This is a genomic window from Agrobacterium sp. 22-209-1 (assembly GCF_053522485.1).
Map to the genome: position 1 here is coordinate 44,302 of NZ_JBNWCH010000015.1, position 18,214 is coordinate 62,515.

Genomic DNA, 18,214 nt, shown 5'->3' on the forward strand with positions numbered 1-18,214 from the left:
CAAGCGCAACTGTAATTTCAAGAAAAATGCGTTTTGGCGCATATAAGATTGAGCGAAGCTTTTCCGCTATGACGGGTTTAACGCGCACATATATGGACTGGAACGCCACGGCGCCGCTTCTGCCCGCCGTGCGGGATGTTCTTGTGTCCGCGTTTGATCTGGCCGGCAATCCGTCTTCGGTGCACCGGGAAGGGCGCGCTGCCCGCGCCGCCGTGGAGGCTGCCCGTCGTGACGTTGCCGCCCTTGCCGGCGCGCAGGCATCCCATGTCACCTTCACCAGCGGTGCGACAGAAGCGGCCAATCTGGTTTTGACGCCGGATTTCAAAATGGGGCGCGCGCCTGTGCGTTATGGCCACCTTTACGCGTCTGCCATCGAGCATCCCGCTTTCCGGGAAGGCGGCCGGTTCGGCAAGGCTGACGTTACGGAAATTCCCGTTACGTCAGCGGGTGTCATCGATCTCGCGGCGCTTGAGGTGCTGCTGTCGTCGCATGACAAGTCCACTGGTCTGCCGATGGTCGCCTGCATGCTGGTCAATAATGAGACCGGCATTCTCCAGCCTGTGGCGGAAGCCGCGCGGCTTGTGCATGCGGCAGGCGGATTGATGGTGGTCGATGCCGTGCAGGCGGCGGGCCGCATTCCGCTCGATATCAATGCTCTCGATGCGGATTTCCTCGTTCTCTCGTCTCACAAGCTCGGTGGCCCGAAGGGTGCCGGCGCTCTCATTTCGCGCGGCGAGGTGATGATGCCGAAACCGCTGATCCATGGCGGCGGGCAGGAAAAGGGACATCGTTCCGGCACGGAAAATACCCTGTCGGTCATTGGTTTCGGTGCAGCGGCCGTCGTGGCTGCCGAGAAGCTGGCGGATGAAGCGGCGCGTCTTGGCGCGCTGCGGGCGAAGCTGGAGCACGGCATGCGGGTGAGTGCGCCCGATGTCATCATCCATGGTGCGGATGTCGCCCGTGTGGGCAATACGACGTTTTTCACCCTGCCGGGCCTGAAAGCCGAAACCGGACAGATCGCCTTCGACATAGAAGGCATCGCGCTCTCGGCCGGTTCGGCCTGCTCTTCCGGCAAGGTGGGTGAAAGCCACGTGCTGAGCGCGATGGGGCACGATCCCAAGCTCGGCGCGCTCAGGATTTCCCTCGGTCACGCGACTGACGAAGCGGATATAGACAGAACGCTTGCGGCGTTCACGAAAATTGCCGGGCGGCGCAGGCTTTCCGGTCAGGCCGCTTAAAATGCGGCAAAGAATTGCGGAATAGCAATTTTCCGCTTGCCGGGATGTGTGAAAAGCGCCATCCCGCACTTACATGGGTATAAGCTCCGCCCCGTTTAACGGCTCGGAACGATTTGCCCGAAGATGAATAAGGCGGCTTTCCGCCTTGATACGTTGACAAGCCACCGGACCTTGGCTCCGGCGAGATTGGAGAACGACATGGCAGCGGTTCAGGAAACGATCGATCAGGTCCGCCAGATCGATGTGGACCAGTATAAATACGGCTTCGAAACCGAAATCGAAGTCGACAAGGCCCCGAAGGGCCTTTCGGAAGAGGTGATCCGTTTCATCTCGGCCAAGAAGCAGGAGCCGGAATGGATGCTGGAATGGCGTCTTGAGGCTTACAAGCGCTGGCTGACGATGGAAGAGCCGACCTGGGCGCGCGTCAGCTACCCCAAGATCGACTTCAACGATCTCTATTATTATGCCGCGCCGAAAAGCACCCCCGGCCCGAAGTCGCTCGATGAAGTCGACCCGGAGCTGCTGAAGGTCTATGAAAAGCTAGGCATTCCGCTGAAAGAGCAGGAAATCCTCGCTGGCGTCGAAAAGCGTCAGGTGGCCGTGGATGCCGTGTTCGACAGTGTCTCTGTTGTCACCACCTTCAAGGCGGAACTGGCGAAGGCCGGCGTGATCTTCATGTCGATCTCGGAAGCCGTGCGCGAGCATCCGGAACTGGTGAAGAAATATCTCGGTTCGGTTGTTCCCACGACGGACAATTTCTACGCCACGCTGAACTCGGCTGTCTTCACCGACGGTTCCTTCGTGTTCGTGCCGAAGGGCGTGCGTTGCCCGATGGAGCTTTCCACCTATTTCCGCATCAATGAGAAGAACACCGGACAGTTCGAACGCACGCTGATCATCGCCGAAGAGGGGGCTTACGTCTCCTATCTGGAAGGCTGCACCGCGCCGCAGCGCGACGAGAACCAGCTTCACGCCGCCGTGGTTGAACTGGTGGCGCTCGATGATGCCGAAATCAAATATTCCGCCGTCCAGAACTGGTATCCGGGCGACAAGGAAGGCAAGGGCGGCATCTACAACTTCGTGACCAAGCGTGGCGATTGCCGTGGCAACCGTTCGAAGATTTCGTGGACGCAGGTGGAAACGGGTTCTGCCATCACCTGGAAATATCCGTCCTGCATTCTGCGTGGCGATGACAGCCGTGGCGAATTCTATTCGATCGCGGTTTCTAACGGCCATCAGCAGATCGACAGTGGCACCAAGATGATCCATCTCGGCAAGAACACCTCGAGCCGCATCATCGCCAAGGGCATCGCTGCCGGTTTCTCGGAGAACGTCTATCGCGGCCAGGTCTCGGCCCACCGCAAGGCGACCAACACCCGCAATTTCACGCAGTGCGACAGTCTGCTGATCGGCGACAAGTGCGGCGCGCATACCGTGCCCTATATCGAGGCGAAGAACTCGTCTGCGCATTTCGAGCACGAGGCGACCACGTCGAAGATTTCCGAAGACCAGCTGTTCTATTGCCTGCAGCGCGGCATTCCCGAGGAGTCGGCCATCGCACTGATCGTCAACGGCTTTGTGAAGGATGTCATCCAGCAGCTGCCGATGGAATTTGCGGTTGAAGCGCAGAAGCTGATCGGCATTTCGCTGGAAGGGTCTGTGGGGTAATGACCGATAAGCAGGATGTTGTCGCCGCGCATCGCCACTGCATTCGCAATCGTGCAGAGCTGAAGCGTAGCGCAATATCCGGCTGCTTCTATTGTCTTGAGATTTATTCCGCTACCGAGGTTTGGGAATGGATCCACGAGACGCAGCAAGACGAAGAACGCCTCACCGCGATGTGTCCGAAATGCGGAATCGATGCGGTGATCGGAGATGCATCAGGTTACCCGTTAGCCGACGTAAAATTTTTGGAAAGAATGAAACGCCATTGGTTTGATGCCAAATCGCCAATTGCTGATTGAAGGAACTAAAACATGCTTGAAATCATCGACCTGCACGCAAAGATCGCCGATACCGAAACCGAGATCATCAAGGGTCTCAACCTGAAGGTTGCCGCTGGTGAAGTTGCCGCCATCATGGGGCCGAACGGTTCCGGCAAATCGACGCTCTCCTACATCCTGTCGGGCCGTGAGGACTACGAAGTCACCTCCGGTGACATTCTCTATAACGGCGAGAGCATTCTGGAACTGGACGCCGCCGAGCGCGCCGCCAAGGGCATTTTCCTGGCCTTCCAGTATCCGGTCGAAATTCCGGGCGTTGCGACGATGCAATTCCTGAAGGTTGCGATGAACGAGCAGCGCAAGGCGCGTGGCGAGTCCGAGCTGACGACGCCGGACTTCATCCGCCGCGTCAAGGAAGCGGCCGGCGACCTGAAGATCGACATGGAGATGCTGAAGCGTCCGCTGAATGTCGGTTTCTCCGGTGGTGAGAAGAAGCGCGCCGAAATCCTGCAGATGGCGCTGCTTGAGCCGAAACTCTGCGTTCTCGACGAAACCGATAGCGGTCTCGACATCGACGCCCTGAAGATCGTGGCTGATGGCGTCAACGCGCTGAAGTCGCCGGATCGCGCCACCGTCGTCATCACCCACTACCAGCGCCTGCTCGACTACATCGTGCCTGACAGCGTTCACGTTCTCTACAAGGGCAAGATCATCCGCTCGGGTGACAAGGCGCTGGCGCTGGAGCTGGAAAACAACGGTTACGCCGACATCATCGGTGAAGCGGCCTAAGTCAAAGGCCAGGAGGTGATGTCCATGAACATTCAAGCTACCAACCGGCTGACGCCAGCGGAAACCGCGCTGGTCGACGCCTACACCGCCAAGTTCAGCGAATTGCCGGGCGATGGTGCCGTGGTTGCCGCGCGTGACGTGCTGTTCGACGATCTGAAGACCGGCGGTCTTCCGACCCGCCGCATCGAGGCGTGGCACTATACCGATCTGAAGAGCCTGCTGCGCGCCGTTCCGGAAGACCAGCCGGCGCCTGTTATCGAGAAGCTGGCGCCGACGGTTGCCGGCTCGCTGGTTGCCTATGTGCAGCATGGCACGGCCGATATCGGCAAGATTGAAGATGTTCGCGTGTCGCGCTTTGCCGAAAGCCTGCTCGATGGTTCCGCCGCCGCCGGCCTTGCTGAAGCCAGCAAGGATGACGCGATTGGCCGCATCAATGGCAGCTTCGTGCGCGATGGCCTGGTGCTCGATATCCCGGCCGATGCCGATATCGAGAAGCCGATCGAATTGCAGGCGGTCCATGGCGCAGGCCAGGTTCACAGCCGCTTCCCGGTCCGTTTCGGCAAGGGTTCCAAGGCAACCGTCATCGAGCGTCACCTTTCGGTGACTTCTGATGCGGCCCTCGTGTCCTCGGTCAGCGATATCGTTGTCGAGGATGGCGCGGAAGTGACCTGGATCATCCTGCAGCAACAGGGGGCGGCCGATATCCATCTTGGCCAGCTGCGCATGAAAATCGGCGCGGACGCCAAGATTCGCCTGTTCATTGTCAATGCCGGCGGCAAGCTGGTGCGCCAGGAACTGCGCATCGATGTGGAAGGCGAGGGCACTGACCTGATCGTTCGCGGCGTCAACCTCCTGGGCGGCGAAACCCATACCGACGTGACGATGGTTCTCGGCCACAACGTGCCGAACACGACCTCGACGGAAGTATTCCGCAACGTGGTGTTTGACCGTGCCAAGGGCATTTTCCAGGGCATGATCCGGGTGGCGCCCGATGCCCAGAAGACCGACGCGAAGATGGCCTGCAATACGCTGCTGATGTCCGACGATGGCGAGTTCTCGGCAAAGCCGGAACTGGAAATCTTTGCCGATGACGTTCAGTGCGGCCATGGCGCGACGGTTGCCGATATCAGCGACAATCATCTCTATTACCTGATGGCGCGCGGCGTGCCGCGGGCGAAGGCACGGGCGATGCTCGTCAACGCCTTCGTTGCCGAGATCGTCGAGGAACTGGAAGAAGAAAATCTGGTAGAGGCGCTGGAGACGATCATCTCCGGCTGGCTGGAACATCATGCCTGAGAGCGAACGCGCCGCATTGGCGGCCCCTTATGACATCGAAGCCGTGCGGAAGGATTTCCCGATCCTGTCGCGCGAGGTCTATGGCAAGCCGCTCACCTATCTCGACAACGGCGCGTCCGCTCAAAAACCGCAGGTGGTGATCGACGCCGTTTCGCATGCTTATGCGAACGAATACGCCAATGTGCATCGCGGCCTGCATTTTCTCTCCAATGCCGCAACCGACGCCTATGAGGCGGCGCGCGAAAAGGTGCGCCGGTTCCTCAATGCCGGTTCGGTGGACGAGATCGTCTTCACCAAATCCTCCACCGAGGCGATCAATACGGTTGCCTATGGCTACGGCATGCCCAAGATCGGCGAGGGCGACGAGATCGTCATCTCGATCATGGAGCACCACTCCAATATCGTGCCGTGGCACTTCATTCGCGAGCGGCAAGGCGCCAAGCTCGTGTGGGTGCCTGTTGACGATGATGGCGCGTTTCATATCGAGGCTTTCGAAAAAAGCCTGACGGAGCGCACCAAGCTCGTTGCCATCACCCACATGTCGAATGCGCTCGGCACCATCGTGCCGGTCAAGGAAATCTGCCGCATCGCCCATGAGCGCGGCATTCCGGTGTTGATCGATGGTTCGCAGGGTGCCGTTCACATGCCGGTCGATGTTCGTGACATCGATTGCGACTGGTATGTGATGACCGGCCACAAGCTCTACGGTCCCTCAGGCATCGGTGTGCTCTATGGCAAGGCCGACCGGCTGCGCGAGATGCGGCCGTTTCAGGGCGGCGGCGAGATGATCCTCGACGTTTCCGAAGAAAATGTCACCTATAACGAGCCGCCGCATCGTTTCGAAGCCGGCACGCCGCCCATCGTGCAGGCGATCGGGCTCGGTTATGCGCTCGATTATATGGATAATCTCGGCCGCGCCGCGATTGCGGCACACGAGGCCGATCTTGCCGCTTATGCCGCCGAGCGGTTGCGCGAGATCAATTCGCTGCGCATCATCGGCAATGCGCCTGACAAGGGCGGTATCTTCTCTTTTGAGCTTGAGGGCATTCACGCCCATGACGTCTCGATGGTGATCGACCGGCGCGGCGTTGCGGTACGTGCGGGCACCCATTGCGCCATGCCGCTCTTGAAACGCTTCGGCGTCACCTCCACATGCCGGGCGTCGTTCGGCCTTTACAATACCCGCGCCGAAGTAGACTCTCTTGTTGAGGCGCTGGAATATGCGCGCAAATTTTTCGCCTGATATCGGCATGAATGAGATCAGGATTGAGGATCAGACCATGACTGCGGAAGCCACTGCAAAGACATCCGATGCGACCGAAGAAGCGGCAAAGCCGTCTTCCATTCCGCCTGACGAACTGGCGCGTCTCAGCGACGACGTGATCTCGGCGTTGAAAACCGTCTACGACCCGGAAATTCCAGCCGATATTTTCGAACTCGGCCTGATCTACAAGATCGACATCGAGGACGACCGGATGGTCAAGATCGTCATGACGCTGACGGCACCCGGTTGCCCGGTGGCGGGCGAAATGCCCGGTTGGGTGGAAAACGCGGTCGGCGCCGTCGAGGGTGTTTCCGGCGTTACCGTCGAAATGACCTTTGACCCGCCGTGGACGCCGGACCGCATGTCGGAAGAAGCGCAGGTTGCCGTCGGCTGGTACTGATTTGATTTTGACTGAAGTCATCCCTTGATGACATCGTCAGGCGAACTTAAATTGAATTCCATAAGCATCGAGCCTTGAACTCGATTGTCGAAGGAGAATGGGCCCATGGGCTTCGCAGTTATGACCATGACCGGGGCTGCCGCCTCGCGCGTTAAAGCAATCGTCGAAAATTCCGGACCGGACGCCAAGGGCGTGCGCGTCGGCATCAAGAAGGGCGGCTGCGCAGGCATGGAATATACCATCGACCTCGTGACCGAAGCGGATGCGAAGGACGATCTGGTTGAATTCGACGGGGCAAAGGTCTGGGTTCAGCCTTCCGCCGTGCTTTATCTGCTCGGCACCCAGATGGATTTTGAAGTGACCAAGATGCGCTCCGGCTTCACCTTCAACAACCCGAACCAGACATCCGCCTGCGGCTGCGGTGAATCGGTGGAACTGAAGCCCGCGGATCTCGCGGCGCTGGCGAAGCAGCGCGAGGCAGAGGCCAGCGTTTGATTTGATGCGGCTGCGCGTCGGGCGCGACCAAAAAGACCTTTGGCTCTCAACGCCTTGTAAAACCCTCCATATGTTATCACCTTTACCGTGCTTATAGAGCGAGCGGTTGCCGCTTGTTTCCTCTCCCCGCCGGGGAGAAGGTCGCGGCAGCGGGATGAGGGGGCGAGGGTGGTGGGATACGGCAACGTTGCCCCCTCATCCGACCCTTCGGGCCACCTTCTCCCCGGCGGGGAGAAGAAATATGCCGCTACGTGGTGCGAAGCTGATTACATTTTCACTCGTGCCGCAGCGCCTCTATCGGGCTCAAACTCGCTGCCCGCCGCGCCGGGAAATAGCCAAAAATCACCCCGATGGCCGCTGAGAAAGCGAAGGCGAGGAAGATGATCGACGGGCTGGTGACGAAGGGCACGTTGAGGAAGCTGACGACGCCATAAGCAAGGCCGAGACCCGTGAGAATTCCGACAAGGCCGCCGAAGGCGGAGAGCATGACGGCTTCCACCAGAAACTGCGTCAGCACCTGTTTTTCCAGCGCGCCGATGGCAAGACGAATGCCGATTTCGCGGGTGCGCTCGGTTACCGACACCAGCATGATGTTCATGATGCCGATGCCGCCGACCAGCAGGCTGACCGCCGCGACCGCACCCAGAAGCCCGGTCAGCAACGTCGTCGTGCCTGTCATGGCCGAGGCGATCTGCGTCATGTCGTTGACGGTGAAATCATCTTCGCGGCCGATGCCGATGCGGCGGCGCTCGCGCAGCAGGTTCTGCAGGTCGCTCTGCACCTTGGCGGTGGAAACGCCATCCTGGGCCGAGACCATGATCGAGGAAATGGTGGTGGTGCCGCCGATGCGCCGCTGGTGGATTTTCAGCGGCATGATGATGGTGTCGTCCTGATCGTCTCCGAGGCCGGACTGGCCTTTTCGGGCGAGAACACCGATGACGGGGCAGGAGATGTTGCTGACGCGGATCGTCTGCCCGACAGGGTTTTCCGCGCCGAAGAGTTCCTGACGCACCGTTTCGCCGATGATGCAGCCGATCTGGCCGCCTCGATCTTCGGCCGGCTGGAAGTCGCGGCCGAGCGCGATGGTCCAGTCCTGCGCGATCAGATAGTCATTGGTGGTGCCGATGACGCTCGTCTGGTGGTTCTTGCCGCCGAAAATGACGGTTGCGGCGGAACTGCGGTTCTGCGGGGCAACGGCGCGGATGCCCGATATCTGATTGCGGATGGCCTCGACATCGCGGTCATCGAAGCGCTTGGCCTCGGTGCTGGCGCGGCCGGGGCCGAACTGGCCAGGGCGGACGAACAGCATGTTGGTGCCGAGCCGCGACAGTTCCGATTTCACCTGTTCCGTCGTGCCGTTGCCGATGGTGACCATGGCGATGACGGCGGCGACACCGATGACGACGCCGAGCACGGTGAGGAAGGAGCGAAGCAGGTTGCGGCTGATGGCGCGCAGCGCAAGACGCGACGTTTCAAAGAACATCGGCGGTCTCCTTGTTGTCGACCGCGCTGTCGGAGGCGAGGTGGCCATCAACGAAGCGCAGCAGGCGTCCGGCGTGGGCGGCGATGTCCTCTTCATGGGTGACCATGACGACCGTGATACCCCTGTCGCGATTGAGCGCGGTGATCAGCTCCATGATCTCGTTGCTGGTCTTCGTGTCGAGGTTACCTGTCGGTTCGTCTGCCAGAAGCAGGGCAGGGCGGGTGACGATGGCGCGCGCAATGGCCACACGCTGCTGCTGGCCGCCGGAAAGCTCCTGCGTGGTGTAATCCTCGCGACCCTTAAGACCCACCTGCGCCAGCGCCTCCATGGCGCGGGCGCGCCGCTCTGAGGCCTTCATGCCGCGATAAACCAGCGGCAGCTCGACATTTTCCACCGCCGAGGTGCGGGAGAGAAGATTGAAGCCCTGAAACACGAAACCCAGCATGTGCCGACGCAGCAGTGTCAGATGTTCATTGTCGAAGCCGCTGGTCGGCACGCCCTGAAACAGATATTCGCCAGCCGTGGGCACATCCAGACAGCCGATGATGTTCATCGAGGTGGATTTGCCCGACCCTGACGGCCCCATGATGGCGACGAATTCCTTTTCACGAATGGACAGGCTGACGCCATCGAGCGCGCGGATGGTCGCTTCGCCCCGGCCATATTGCTTGACGACATCACGGAATTCGATGAGTGGCGGCTGTTGCATGCGGTTCTCCCCGTCAGCCGGCGTTGCGGGCCGTAGCGTCGGTAATCACCTGGTCATCGGCTTTCAGCTCACCCGATTTTACAACCGTATGCTGGCCGTCGGTGGAGCCGGTTTCAATGGCGACGGAGACGGGCGCGTTGTTGCGCAGCACCCAGACGGTTCTTTTGCCTGTTGCGGCCTGGCCGGCGTCGCGGTTCTGCGAACGGCCCATGCGGGGCGGGCGGAACAGGCCCATCAACCCACCGCCACGGGAGGCGGATTCGCGCGGCGGGGTATAACGCAGCGCTGAATTCGGCACCAGCAGCGCATCCTTGATCTCTTCGACGACGATATTGGCGGTCGCCGTCATGCCCGGGCGCAGCAGCAGTTCTTCATTATCGACCGTCAATATGCCCTTGTAGGTCACCACGTTGGAAACGGTTTCGGAGGCGAAGCGGACAGTCTCGATCTCGGCCGGGAAGCTGCGGTCGGGATAGGCATCGACATTGAAGGTGGCTTTCTGCCCGGTCTCCACCTTGCCGACATCGGCCTCATCCACCGAAACCTGCAATTCCATGTGACGCAGATCACCGGCGATGGTGAAGAGCACAGGGGCGTTGAGCGAGGAGGCGACGGTGGCGCCGGGATCGACGCTGCGGGTGAGGATCACGCCATCGATGGGCGAGACGATCTTGGCCTTGCCGAGATTGACCTCGGCCAGCCGCAGATCGGCTTCCGCCGAAAGCACGGTCGCCTCATTCACCTCCAGCGTGGCAGCGGCGGCATCGTGGGTGAATTGGGCAGCATCCAGATCCTGCTGGCTCGAAACCCGGTTCTGCACCAGCGACCGCAGGCGCTCCATGGATGTCTTGGCCGAGCCGAGATCGGCGCGCGCCTTCAGCACATTGGCCTTGGCGGAGGCGAGCTTGGCGCGGGCGCTCTGAACATCGGCCTCCAGCTTGTTGGTATCCAGCTCCGCCAGAACGTCTCCGGCCTTTACCGGGCTATTATAGGTGACATTGACCTTGCGCACCGTGCCAGACAATTCACTCGATATATCGACCTGATCCGTCGGCTGAACCGAACCGGTGGAGGTGACGATGACGGACAGATCGCCCTGACGGGCCGCTTCCGTGGTGTAGTTGTAGGCAACACCCGCCGCGCGCGACTGGTAATAATAACCAAGACCGCCGCCAATCAGCACGATGGCCGCCGCGACATAGAGAAACCGGCGCGATTTCTTCTTTCGGCCGTTTCTGTTCGTTCCCAGAATCTCCCGCAGATCGGGCTGGGTGTCTGGTGTATCGCGGCCACTGCCGTTGGCGTCATTCATTCTCGTCACCCGCAAAATTCAAAATGCCACAGAGGGTTGTTTCCGCTCCGCGATTTGTCTGTCCATCTGTCGCCGTTGTATTCCTCTGATTGTGGGAAGTGACATAGCTTGCCCTAAGGGTGAAGTGAAAACTTGGTAATATTTATGATAGTTCTGGTCTGCTAGAGATAGGTATTGGAAAAGCCGATGCCATCTTTAGGGCAGAGGTTTCAGCAGCGACATTCAGGACGATGATGAAATGAACGACAACGTGGTGAAGTTCCGCAAACCGGCGCCGCCGAAAAAACCGCGTCAGCCGATGGGGCCGAAAACGAAGAAGACGCTGACGATTGTGGCTGTCATCGCGTTTTTTGTGGCGGCTTGGGGGTATTTCACGCTGACGGGGCAGGGGTAGGGCTCGGCTGCTTGCGGCGGGTACGCTGGGGGGCGATGGTGTGAGCGCCATATTGGGGATTGACGCCGCATGGACGGCGACCGAGCCGAGCGGCGTGGCGCTGGTCGTCAAGGACGGCCTTCACTGGCGCCTGCGGGCTGCCGCCTCGTCCTATGATCATTTTCTCGCACTTCTACTGGAAACATCCGCCCGCACTGATCGTCCCCGGGGTTCGGTTGCACAGGCGACAGCGCTTCTGAATGTTGCGGAATCGCTTGCCGGATGCAACGTCAGTCTCATCGCGATTGATATGCCGCTCTCCAATGCCCCGATCAGGGCCCGCAGAGTGTCGGATAATCGTGTGTCATCGGCTTACGGCGCGCGTTATTGCAGCACCCACACCCCGAATGCACTGAGGCCGGGCAAGATCAGCGACGATCTCAAGCTCGCATTTGAAAGCGCGGGTTATCCATTGTTGACTAGGGAAATTTCCGGGCGGGGACTGCTCGAGGTCTATCCACACCCGGCACTGGTCGAATTAACGAAATCCGAGAAGCGGCTTCCCTATAAACACTCGAAAATCGGTAACTACTGGCGATCAGATCCCATTCCTGTCCGGCGCGCCAAACTCATCGACGTATGGCGTTTCATTGTCGCTCATCTCGATGAGCGTATCGCGGGCGTCGCCGATGCATTGATCGTTCCGCAGGCGAATGCTCGCGCCTGGGAGATGAAGGCCTTCGAAGACATGATGGATGCCGTGGTGTGCGCCTGGATCGGCATCTGCGCGTTGGAGGGCGATGCGATACCTTACGGCGACGACAGCTCCGCGATCTGGATTCCCTCGGCTGGCTGAGCCGCAATCGTCAAATGGAAGGTGGCGACCCCTGCAGGACTCGAACCTGCGACCTACTGCTTAGAAGGCAGTTGCTCTATCCAGTTGAGCTAAGGGGCCGTTATGCCGGGCAATCGATACTCCGGCAAAAAAACTTTGATCGTCGTGTTTCAGTGCGTCCAGGGCTGGGTGCGGTTGAAACGGAAATTGTCGGTGTAGGAAACCACCTTGCGGGTCGCTTCCTTCGGCTGGATGGCACGGTATTCGATGCCCTTGCGCTGCGCATAGGCTTCGGCCTGTTCCTGCGTCTCGAAATTCAGCTTCACCTGCTGCTTCATGTCGGAACTGGAGGTATAACCCATGATCGGATCGATCTTGCGCGGAACCTCGGCGTCGAATTCCAGAACCCAGACATTGGTCTTCGCCGTGCCGGATTGCATGGCGGTTTTTGCAGGGCGGTAAATCTTCGCAGACATGTCGAAACTGCTCCGGTTGGACAGTGGGGCGCAACACCCCGAATTGTTCATCACGTACCTGAATAGAATAACCAAATCGTGTCAGGAACGTTGAATTTGAAATGGACTGACTTCAGGTGAGAGTCAAGACGATTATCCCCTAGCAGCCAGATCGCACTCTGTCGTTTCGATGTTACGTTTTGCTCGCCAAAGCCGAGAGTGAACAAAGATGAATTTCCCTGTTGCGCAGTCTGGGTGAACCGTGTATTCCCCAGCCATCGCCTCGGCGGAGTGTAGCGCAGTCTGGTAGCGCATCTGGTTTGGGACCAGAGGGTCGGGAGTTCGAATCTCTCCACTCCGACCACCGCCTTCCCCTACGGGGCAAGGCTTGCAAGAAATCCCTAAAGTTCTTCTGCAATTATACCGCCAACGGCACCGCCAACGATACGGTCGCGGCCAACTCGGTATCGGCTGCGTTTTAGATCATCACCGAGAGTGCCACAGTCTCATTTCCAGCTGCCTTTTGACCTCTGGTGGCAGCTCGCGACTCATGGCAATCTCGCGGCGAGCGTGGGAGGGTTTTGGTGGCGCGTGGTGCTTTCGAGCAGGCTGGGCGGTGGTTGGACGAATACAAGGCAACTATCGCCTTGGTAGTGTCTGGGATCGGGCTCTCTGTCATCAAAGATTTGTGCGTGGTCGTTCTGGATGAAAACCAGAATCTGTGGGCACGTGTTGGCAGTGGAATTGCCGTCATCGGCACTGTGGCAGGCGCATGGTATGGAGGAATTGCACAAGCAAGACTTGCGAGCCGCAATCGCGAACTTGAGCAGCAACTGGAAGACGCGACCGAACTGGTTCAGAACTTCGGCAGCGACTATTTTGCGATATGGGACAATCGACTGAAAGTGCTGGCTGAAGTCCTCGGTCTCGATGCCCGCGACCGAGTGAGCGTTTATCGGCACAGAGGGACCTCGTTCACAATGGTCGGCCGGTTTGCAGTGTTGCCGGAGCTGGATCGCCCAGGCCGCGGGGTTTACCCCGTCGACCAAGGGGTCATTGGCACAGCCTGGTCGCGAGGCGACGGCAAGTGCGTGGTCCAGGATCTTCCTGATCCCGTGCAGGATCTCGACGGATATTGCGCTAGGAGTCGAGATGAATGGAAGTTGCCCGTGGGGGTGGTGAAGAAACTCGGGATGAAGGCACGTTCGATCGCAGCTTTTGCTCTTAACGGGCATGGCGATAGCGTCCGGGACGCAATTGTCGTGTTTGAGAGCAGTGACGCTAATAGGTTTTCCGTCGAGCTCTTGGAACACCATATTTACGGTGCCACCGGAAAGGATATTGCGCACTTGCTCAAAGTAATGGGTGAACGAGAGCCTTCTCTCGATTTCGCTGCTACGCGAGGATTTTGATATGGCCACAACACGTGATGCTGTCGCATACCTAATCGCGAACTACCCTCATAAGGACGAGCTCTCGAAAGCCCGCGTCACGAAGATGGTCTACTTGGCAGATTGGAAGGCTGCTTTAGATCACGGAAGCCAGATGACGCCGATCAACTGGCGGTTCCATCATTTCGGACCTTACGTTGACGACGTCCACCAAATGGCTCTTGATGATCCCGCCTTCAAGGTGCGATCTGAGACGAATATGTACGGCAAGCGGAAGGAGCGGATAGAATTGGTCGATCCTGCGGCGACCAACGTAGCCTTGAGTGATTGGGAACAAAGCATCCTAGATCACGTCATAAGTAATACGAAGACACTGAACTGGGATGGGTTCATTAAGCTTGTCTATTCTACATACCCCATACTTTCTGGTGAACGAGGCGCAGCGCTTGATCTGCTATCGTCAGCAAATGCTTACCGCGAGCTCAACGCCACGCTCCAGGAATGATCGCTCCCCGACGTGTTTCAGGGATGCCTGAGACTGCCGAACACCGGAGCTGGACAATGTCCCGCGTGAAGTCGAAGGACACCGCGCCGGAGATGATCGTTCGGCGCCTGCTGCACGCCATGGGCTACCGATATCGGCTGCACAGCAAGATGATGCCGGGCAAGCCCGATCTCGTCTTTGCCGGCCGCAAGAAGGTGATCTTCATCCACGGCTGCTTCTGGCATGGCCACGATTGCAAGCGCGGTGCGCGGATCCCTTCGGCCCGGCAGGACTACTGGCTGGCGAAGGTTGGCAAGAACAAGGATCGCGATGCCCGGAACGTGCTCAGCCTCGAACAAGCAGGATGGAGTGTTCTGACGGTGTGGGAATGCGAACTGAAGGACCGAGTCGCGCTGGCGGCCCGTCTCGCCGAGTTTCTTGGGGGTCCAGCAAGTTTCGGGTTGCCGCAGCCTGCCTCGTCCGGCAGGAGTTCATGAATAAAGTTCTGGAAATAGAACAAAACGTAAACTATTTGAGTTTATCCACAGACCGCCTGTTGATATCCTGTGGGTAAGAATCGGAGAGTGCCATGTCTAAACCGACCTTTTACGAGTTCTTTGCAGGCGCCGGAATGGCGCGCGCTGGCCTCGGTAAGGACTGGGAATGCGTGTTCGCCAACGATTTCGATCGCAAGAAGGGCAGGACCTACCAGTTGAACTGGGGTCTCGGCGGCGAGCTCATCGTTGACGATATCCGGAAGGTCACCATCGATAAGCTGCCGGGAATCGCCGATCTCGTCTGGGGTTCGTTTCCGTGCCAGGATCTTTCCCTCGCTGGCGGCGGTGCAGGCCTGAAGGGCGAGCGCAGCGGGACCTTTTATCCGTTCTGGGACATAATCGCCGACCTGAAGAAGGACAACCGCGCGCCTCGTGTGATCGCACTTGAGAACGTGAACGGCGCTTTGACCTCTCACGGTGGCAAAGACTTCGCCGCGATCTGTCAGACGTTCACCGATCATGGTTACCGCTACGGCGCTCTCGTTATCGATGCCTCTGTCTTCGTGCCTCAGTCGCGACCGCGCCTGTTCGTGGTCGGAGTCCGTGAGGACATCGAGATCGATTCCGCTCTCGTCGCTCCGGGTCCGACGATGCCGTTCCATACGCGTGGGCTGCGTAATGCCGTCGACCGTGTTCCGGATGGTGCGATGAAGAACTGGGTCTGGTGGAACCTGTCGATGCCTGCGATGCGCACGTCGACATTTGCCGACATCATCGAGGAAAACCCAACTTCCGTGGAGTGGAACACGCAGGAAGAGACGGCGAAGCTGCTCGATTCCATGTCGTCCATCAACCGCGCTAAGGTGGAGGCCGCGAAGCGCGCTGGCCGTCGCATGGTCGGCGGTGTCTACAAGCGCACCCGAGAGGATGCCGAAGGCCGTGGTGTGCGCGCCGAGGTCCGATTCGATGATGTTGCCGGATGCCTTCGCACGCCTGCAGGTGGCTCTTCGCGTCAGACGATCGTAGTAGTCGATGGCAACGTTGTGCGCAGTCGTCTGATCTCGTCCAGAGAGACGGCCCGCCTCATGGGATTGCCGGACAGCTACAAGCTGCCGAAGGGCTACAACGAAGCCTATCACCTCATGGGCGACGGCGTTGCCGTGCCTGTCGTTCGCTTCCTCGCGCATCATTTGCTGGAGCCCCTCGCGGGTGTAATCTCGTCGGACGAATCAACCGATGAGATACATGTGGCATGACGGCAGAGTCGCCGATTCCTTGCATTGCGAACGCGGACCTCCGCAGACAGATTGAGGAGTTCGCCGAAGTCCTGAAGACTGAAGCGCACAAGCTGGGCGGTCACGGACTCGACGAGAAGGAATTCTACAACAGCGGCCTCTTCCGGGGCGCAGTTGAGCGGGTCCGCGGTCAGTTCTCAGCGACAATGTCAGAGAAGCGAGAGTTCGTCCGGCACGTTTTGAATCACATGCAAGATCAGGGCGCCATCAACGAATGGACCTCGGCGGGCGAAAACAACCGCCACGACTATGTTGTCGAATTAATAGACGGCATGAAGGCAGCCATTGAACTCAAAGGCTGTTTGGACGGCAACAATACGAACATTTTCGAGCGACCTCCTCATGTTCAAGAATTCATTATCTGGTCGGTCTGCTCGAACCCGGGTGCCTCGCCACCACATAATGCATGGTCGGGGATCCATACGCGGCTGTCTGCGGAAATCATTTCCCGTACGCAGCGCATCGACGGTCTAATCATCTGGGACTGGGCTTGCGGGACTATAGGTCGGCCATGCCCCAAGGTGACCGCAGGCGGCGCTCCAGTGACGACGATTGGCCCCTACGAACTGCCGCCGCCCTGCATCTATCTGTTTCCGGGAACCATTCCGGCACCAAGAAACAATCCAGCACCTGCTCCACAGACTCTGCAGCAGGTCGGCCTTCTTAAGGCGTTCCACGAATGTTTTGGTGGCAGCGATCACCATCTTCATCAAGTAGGTTTCGCCGTCGAATATCAGGGTGTCGAGACGGTGAGGACGACCACGATCACACGCGATGGCAACGTCGTCAGGCAATCTCAACCCTCGCCGATCAAGAGGACGTAGAGTTTCACTCGCCGTCTGCCGTTTCCTCTTCGTCTTCTGACCCTACCTCGACACCTGCCTCACCACCAAGAGCAAGGAAGCGCTGCTCGGCAAGCCAGCGCATACGGCTTGCCTGAGCGAGCAGAACTCGACGCAAGCCCAAGCCCTTCAGTTCCCGTTCCGAAATCACCTGAGCCAGCTTCGAAACAGTCAGCGCGCGTCGAGCGAGCCTACTATCTGGGTGGCCACGCAGCTCCTTGACGTGATCGCTCAAGATCGTTCCTCTGAAAGACGTCGGTTCGGTGATTTCAACGGTTGGTGTCGGCGGATCCTTCTCATTTAGGATCACGCCAAAGCGGCTCTGCTTGCGAAGCCTCGTGAAGATCATATGCTCGAGCGCATCCAGTTGCGCCTTCGCTGTTTTGAAATCGGGGTGCTTCGATCCGACCCCTTCGAACTCGGGCAGCGGCCAGACCTCGATATCGGCTACCTCAAAGGGATCCAGCACGGACATCGCGACCGCGTCGGTCCTTTGGTTCGTCAGGTGTCGGCTCACGCGACCAGACAATTTCTCTTTGGTCTGTCCAACGTAGATCGGCTCGCCATCGTAGTCATAAAATGCGTAGACACCCCATCGGAAGCTGCCGACCGGGCGCTTTCCGGATTCGCTTTCGTGGAAGGTCTCACGGAAGAATCGCTGCAGGCCCTTACGGAGTTCATCCGTCTCGAGGGGCGGCTTCCGCGTTGCTGCTGCGGCTACCTCGCTTGATAGCACTGACGTTTTGTCGTCGGTGTGATTGGCCATAATCGTCTTCCCCTGTAATCGGCAGAATCAACATCACAGCTTACCTACCATCCTCCTGCCGATCAGGCGATCGATGCACGGAGAGTACGAATCCGATTTGCCTGACCGATGGCATGGGAGCTTTCAACTTCCGACAGGCATGGTGTTCCAAACATGTTCCGTCGGTGCGCGGGCGCGTCATCTGGGTCTTGGTTGCGAGTTTTGGCTGTACCGGACTTATCCGTTAACCCTCGAGCAGTCCTGCTAGCGGTGCTTATACCTAATACGTATTGTTTCGTCACTGGCGCCGAGTGATGAAATGCAACGCCATTGAAGGTCAAAAAATGTAAAGACGTCACGGTTATTGA

General features: G+C 58.9%; 20 protein-coding genes and 2 tRNA genes. 16 read left to right on the forward strand and 6 right to left on the reverse strand.

Annotated elements, in window-relative coordinates; genetic code table 11:
- Window positions 1–68 precede the first annotated feature (68 nt).
- The 8 genes from ACQZ48_RS22265 to sufA all read left to right on the forward strand — a co-directional run bounded on the left by ACQZ48_RS22265 (window position 69) and on the right by sufA (window position 7,425).
- Window positions 69–1,238: a cysteine desulfurase family protein gene (locus ACQZ48_RS22265; protein ID WP_448729467.1), complete on the forward strand. Its 1,170-nt coding sequence runs from the start codon at window positions 69–71 to the stop codon at window positions 1,236–1,238.
- Between the two features lie 198 nt (window positions 1,239–1,436).
- A complete protein-coding gene (sufB, locus tag ACQZ48_RS22270; RefSeq protein ID WP_448729468.1) occupies window positions 1,437–2,906 on the forward strand; it encodes a Fe-S cluster assembly protein SufB in 1,470 nt (489 codons plus the stop codon).
- Entirely contained in the window at window positions 2,906–3,202 is a 297-nt protein-coding gene (locus ACQZ48_RS22275) for a cytoplasmic protein (RefSeq protein WP_173989320.1), read from the forward strand. Before sufB ends, ACQZ48_RS22275 begins: the two co-directional genes overlap by 1 nt.
- A gap of 12 nt (window positions 3,203–3,214) precedes the next feature.
- Window positions 3,215–3,970, forward strand: a complete 756-nt coding sequence (gene sufC, locus ACQZ48_RS22280; RefSeq protein WP_003522658.1) for a Fe-S cluster assembly ATPase SufC — start codon at window positions 3,215–3,217, stop codon at window positions 3,968–3,970.
- 24 nt (window positions 3,971–3,994) lie between these two features.
- A complete protein-coding gene (gene sufD / locus ACQZ48_RS22285; protein WP_137410588.1) occupies window positions 3,995–5,266 on the forward strand; it encodes a Fe-S cluster assembly protein SufD in 1,272 nt (423 codons plus the stop codon).
- The gene (locus tag ACQZ48_RS22290; protein WP_077982050.1) at window positions 5,259–6,509 is read left to right on the forward strand and encodes a cysteine desulfurase; all 1,251 of its coding nucleotides are present in this window, start codon (window positions 5,259–5,261) and stop codon (window positions 6,507–6,509) included. Before sufD ends, ACQZ48_RS22290 begins: the two co-directional genes overlap by 8 nt.
- A gap of 37 nt (window positions 6,510–6,546) precedes the next feature.
- Entirely contained in the window at window positions 6,547–6,930 is a 384-nt protein-coding gene (locus tag ACQZ48_RS22295) for an SUF system Fe-S cluster assembly protein (protein ID WP_077982880.1), read from the forward strand.
- Window positions 6,931–7,035: 105 nt separating this feature from the next.
- Window positions 7,036–7,425: a Fe-S cluster assembly scaffold SufA gene (sufA, locus tag ACQZ48_RS22300; protein ID WP_142914302.1), complete on the forward strand. Its 390-nt coding sequence runs from the start codon at window positions 7,036–7,038 to the stop codon at window positions 7,423–7,425.
- A gap of 274 nt (window positions 7,426–7,699) precedes the next feature.
- On the opposite strand, the gene ACQZ48_RS22305 is transcribed toward sufA, so the two are convergent.
- The 3 genes from ACQZ48_RS22305 to ACQZ48_RS22315 are packed head-to-tail and all read right to left on the reverse strand — an operon-like array spanning window position 7,700 to window position 10,929.
- Window positions 7,700–8,908 carry an ABC transporter permease gene (locus ACQZ48_RS22305; RefSeq protein WP_173989311.1) on the reverse strand — a complete coding sequence of 403 codons (1,209 nt, stop codon included), beginning with the start codon at window positions 8,906–8,908 and terminating at the stop codon, window positions 7,700–7,702.
- Window positions 8,898–9,617: an ABC transporter ATP-binding protein gene (locus ACQZ48_RS22310; protein ID WP_448729469.1), complete on the reverse strand. Its 720-nt coding sequence runs from the start codon at window positions 9,615–9,617 to the stop codon at window positions 8,898–8,900. The genes ACQZ48_RS22305 and ACQZ48_RS22310 overlap by 11 nt, the downstream gene beginning before the upstream one ends.
- A 13-nt stretch (window positions 9,618–9,630) precedes the next feature.
- Window positions 9,631–10,929 carry an efflux RND transporter periplasmic adaptor subunit gene (locus ACQZ48_RS22315; RefSeq protein ID WP_448729470.1) on the reverse strand — a complete coding sequence of 433 codons (1,299 nt, stop codon included), beginning with the start codon at window positions 10,927–10,929 and terminating at the stop codon, window positions 9,631–9,633.
- A 238-nt stretch (window positions 10,930–11,167) separates the two neighbouring features.
- Here ACQZ48_RS22315 and ACQZ48_RS22320 point away from each other — a divergent pair, with 238 nt between their 5' ends.
- Together ACQZ48_RS22320 and ACQZ48_RS22325 are read left to right on the forward strand one after the other, a co-directional pair.
- Window positions 11,168–11,323: a hypothetical protein gene (locus tag ACQZ48_RS22320; protein ID WP_374636662.1), complete on the forward strand. Its 156-nt coding sequence runs from the start codon at window positions 11,168–11,170 to the stop codon at window positions 11,321–11,323.
- Window positions 11,324–11,363: 40 nt separating this feature from the next.
- Entirely contained in the window at window positions 11,364–12,158 is a 795-nt protein-coding gene (locus ACQZ48_RS22325) for a DUF429 domain-containing protein (protein WP_448729471.1), read from the forward strand.
- Window positions 12,159–12,180: 22 nt separating this feature from the next.
- Here ACQZ48_RS22325 and ACQZ48_RS22330 read toward each other — a convergent pair.
- Together ACQZ48_RS22330 and ACQZ48_RS22335 are read right to left on the reverse strand one after the other, a co-directional pair.
- Window positions 12,181–12,257: transfer RNA gene (locus ACQZ48_RS22330), tRNA-Arg, on the reverse strand.
- 50 nt (window positions 12,258–12,307) lie between these two features.
- The gene (locus ACQZ48_RS22335) at window positions 12,308–12,613 is read right to left on the reverse strand and encodes an ETC complex I subunit (protein ID WP_448729472.1); all 306 of its coding nucleotides are present in this window, start codon (window positions 12,611–12,613) and stop codon (window positions 12,308–12,310) included.
- Between the two features lie 266 nt (window positions 12,614–12,879).
- On the opposite strand from ACQZ48_RS22335, the gene ACQZ48_RS22340 reads away from it, so the two are divergent.
- From ACQZ48_RS22340 to ACQZ48_RS22365, 6 genes are all read left to right on the forward strand, one after another.
- Window positions 12,880–12,956, forward strand: a tRNA-Pro gene (locus ACQZ48_RS22340).
- 220 nt (window positions 12,957–13,176) lie between these two features.
- Complete coding sequence (locus tag ACQZ48_RS22345) at window positions 13,177–14,004, forward strand: hypothetical protein (protein ID WP_448729473.1); 828 nt, start codon at window positions 13,177–13,179, stop codon at window positions 14,002–14,004.
- Window position 14,005: 1 nt separating this feature from the next.
- Complete coding sequence (locus tag ACQZ48_RS22350) at window positions 14,006–14,488, forward strand: Panacea domain-containing protein (protein WP_448729474.1); 483 nt, start codon at window positions 14,006–14,008, stop codon at window positions 14,486–14,488.
- 23 nt (window positions 14,489–14,511) lie between these two features.
- Entirely contained in the window at window positions 14,512–14,964 is a 453-nt protein-coding gene (locus ACQZ48_RS22355; RefSeq protein ID WP_448729475.1) for a very short patch repair endonuclease, read from the forward strand.
- A 92-nt stretch (window positions 14,965–15,056) separates the two neighbouring features.
- The gene (locus ACQZ48_RS22360; protein ID WP_448729476.1) at window positions 15,057–16,220 is read left to right on the forward strand and encodes a DNA cytosine methyltransferase; all 1,164 of its coding nucleotides are present in this window, start codon (window positions 15,057–15,059) and stop codon (window positions 16,218–16,220) included.
- Window positions 16,217–17,083 carry a hypothetical protein gene (locus ACQZ48_RS22365; protein WP_448729477.1) on the forward strand — a complete coding sequence of 289 codons (867 nt, stop codon included), beginning with the start codon at window positions 16,217–16,219 and terminating at the stop codon, window positions 17,081–17,083. Before ACQZ48_RS22360 ends, ACQZ48_RS22365 begins: the two co-directional genes overlap by 4 nt.
- A gap of 4 nt (window positions 17,084–17,087) precedes the next feature.
- On the opposite strand, the gene ACQZ48_RS22370 is transcribed toward ACQZ48_RS22365, so the two are convergent.
- Window positions 17,088–17,867: a GIY-YIG nuclease family protein gene (locus ACQZ48_RS22370; RefSeq protein ID WP_448729478.1), complete on the reverse strand. Its 780-nt coding sequence runs from the start codon at window positions 17,865–17,867 to the stop codon at window positions 17,088–17,090.
- Window positions 17,868–18,214: the final 347 nt, after the last annotated feature.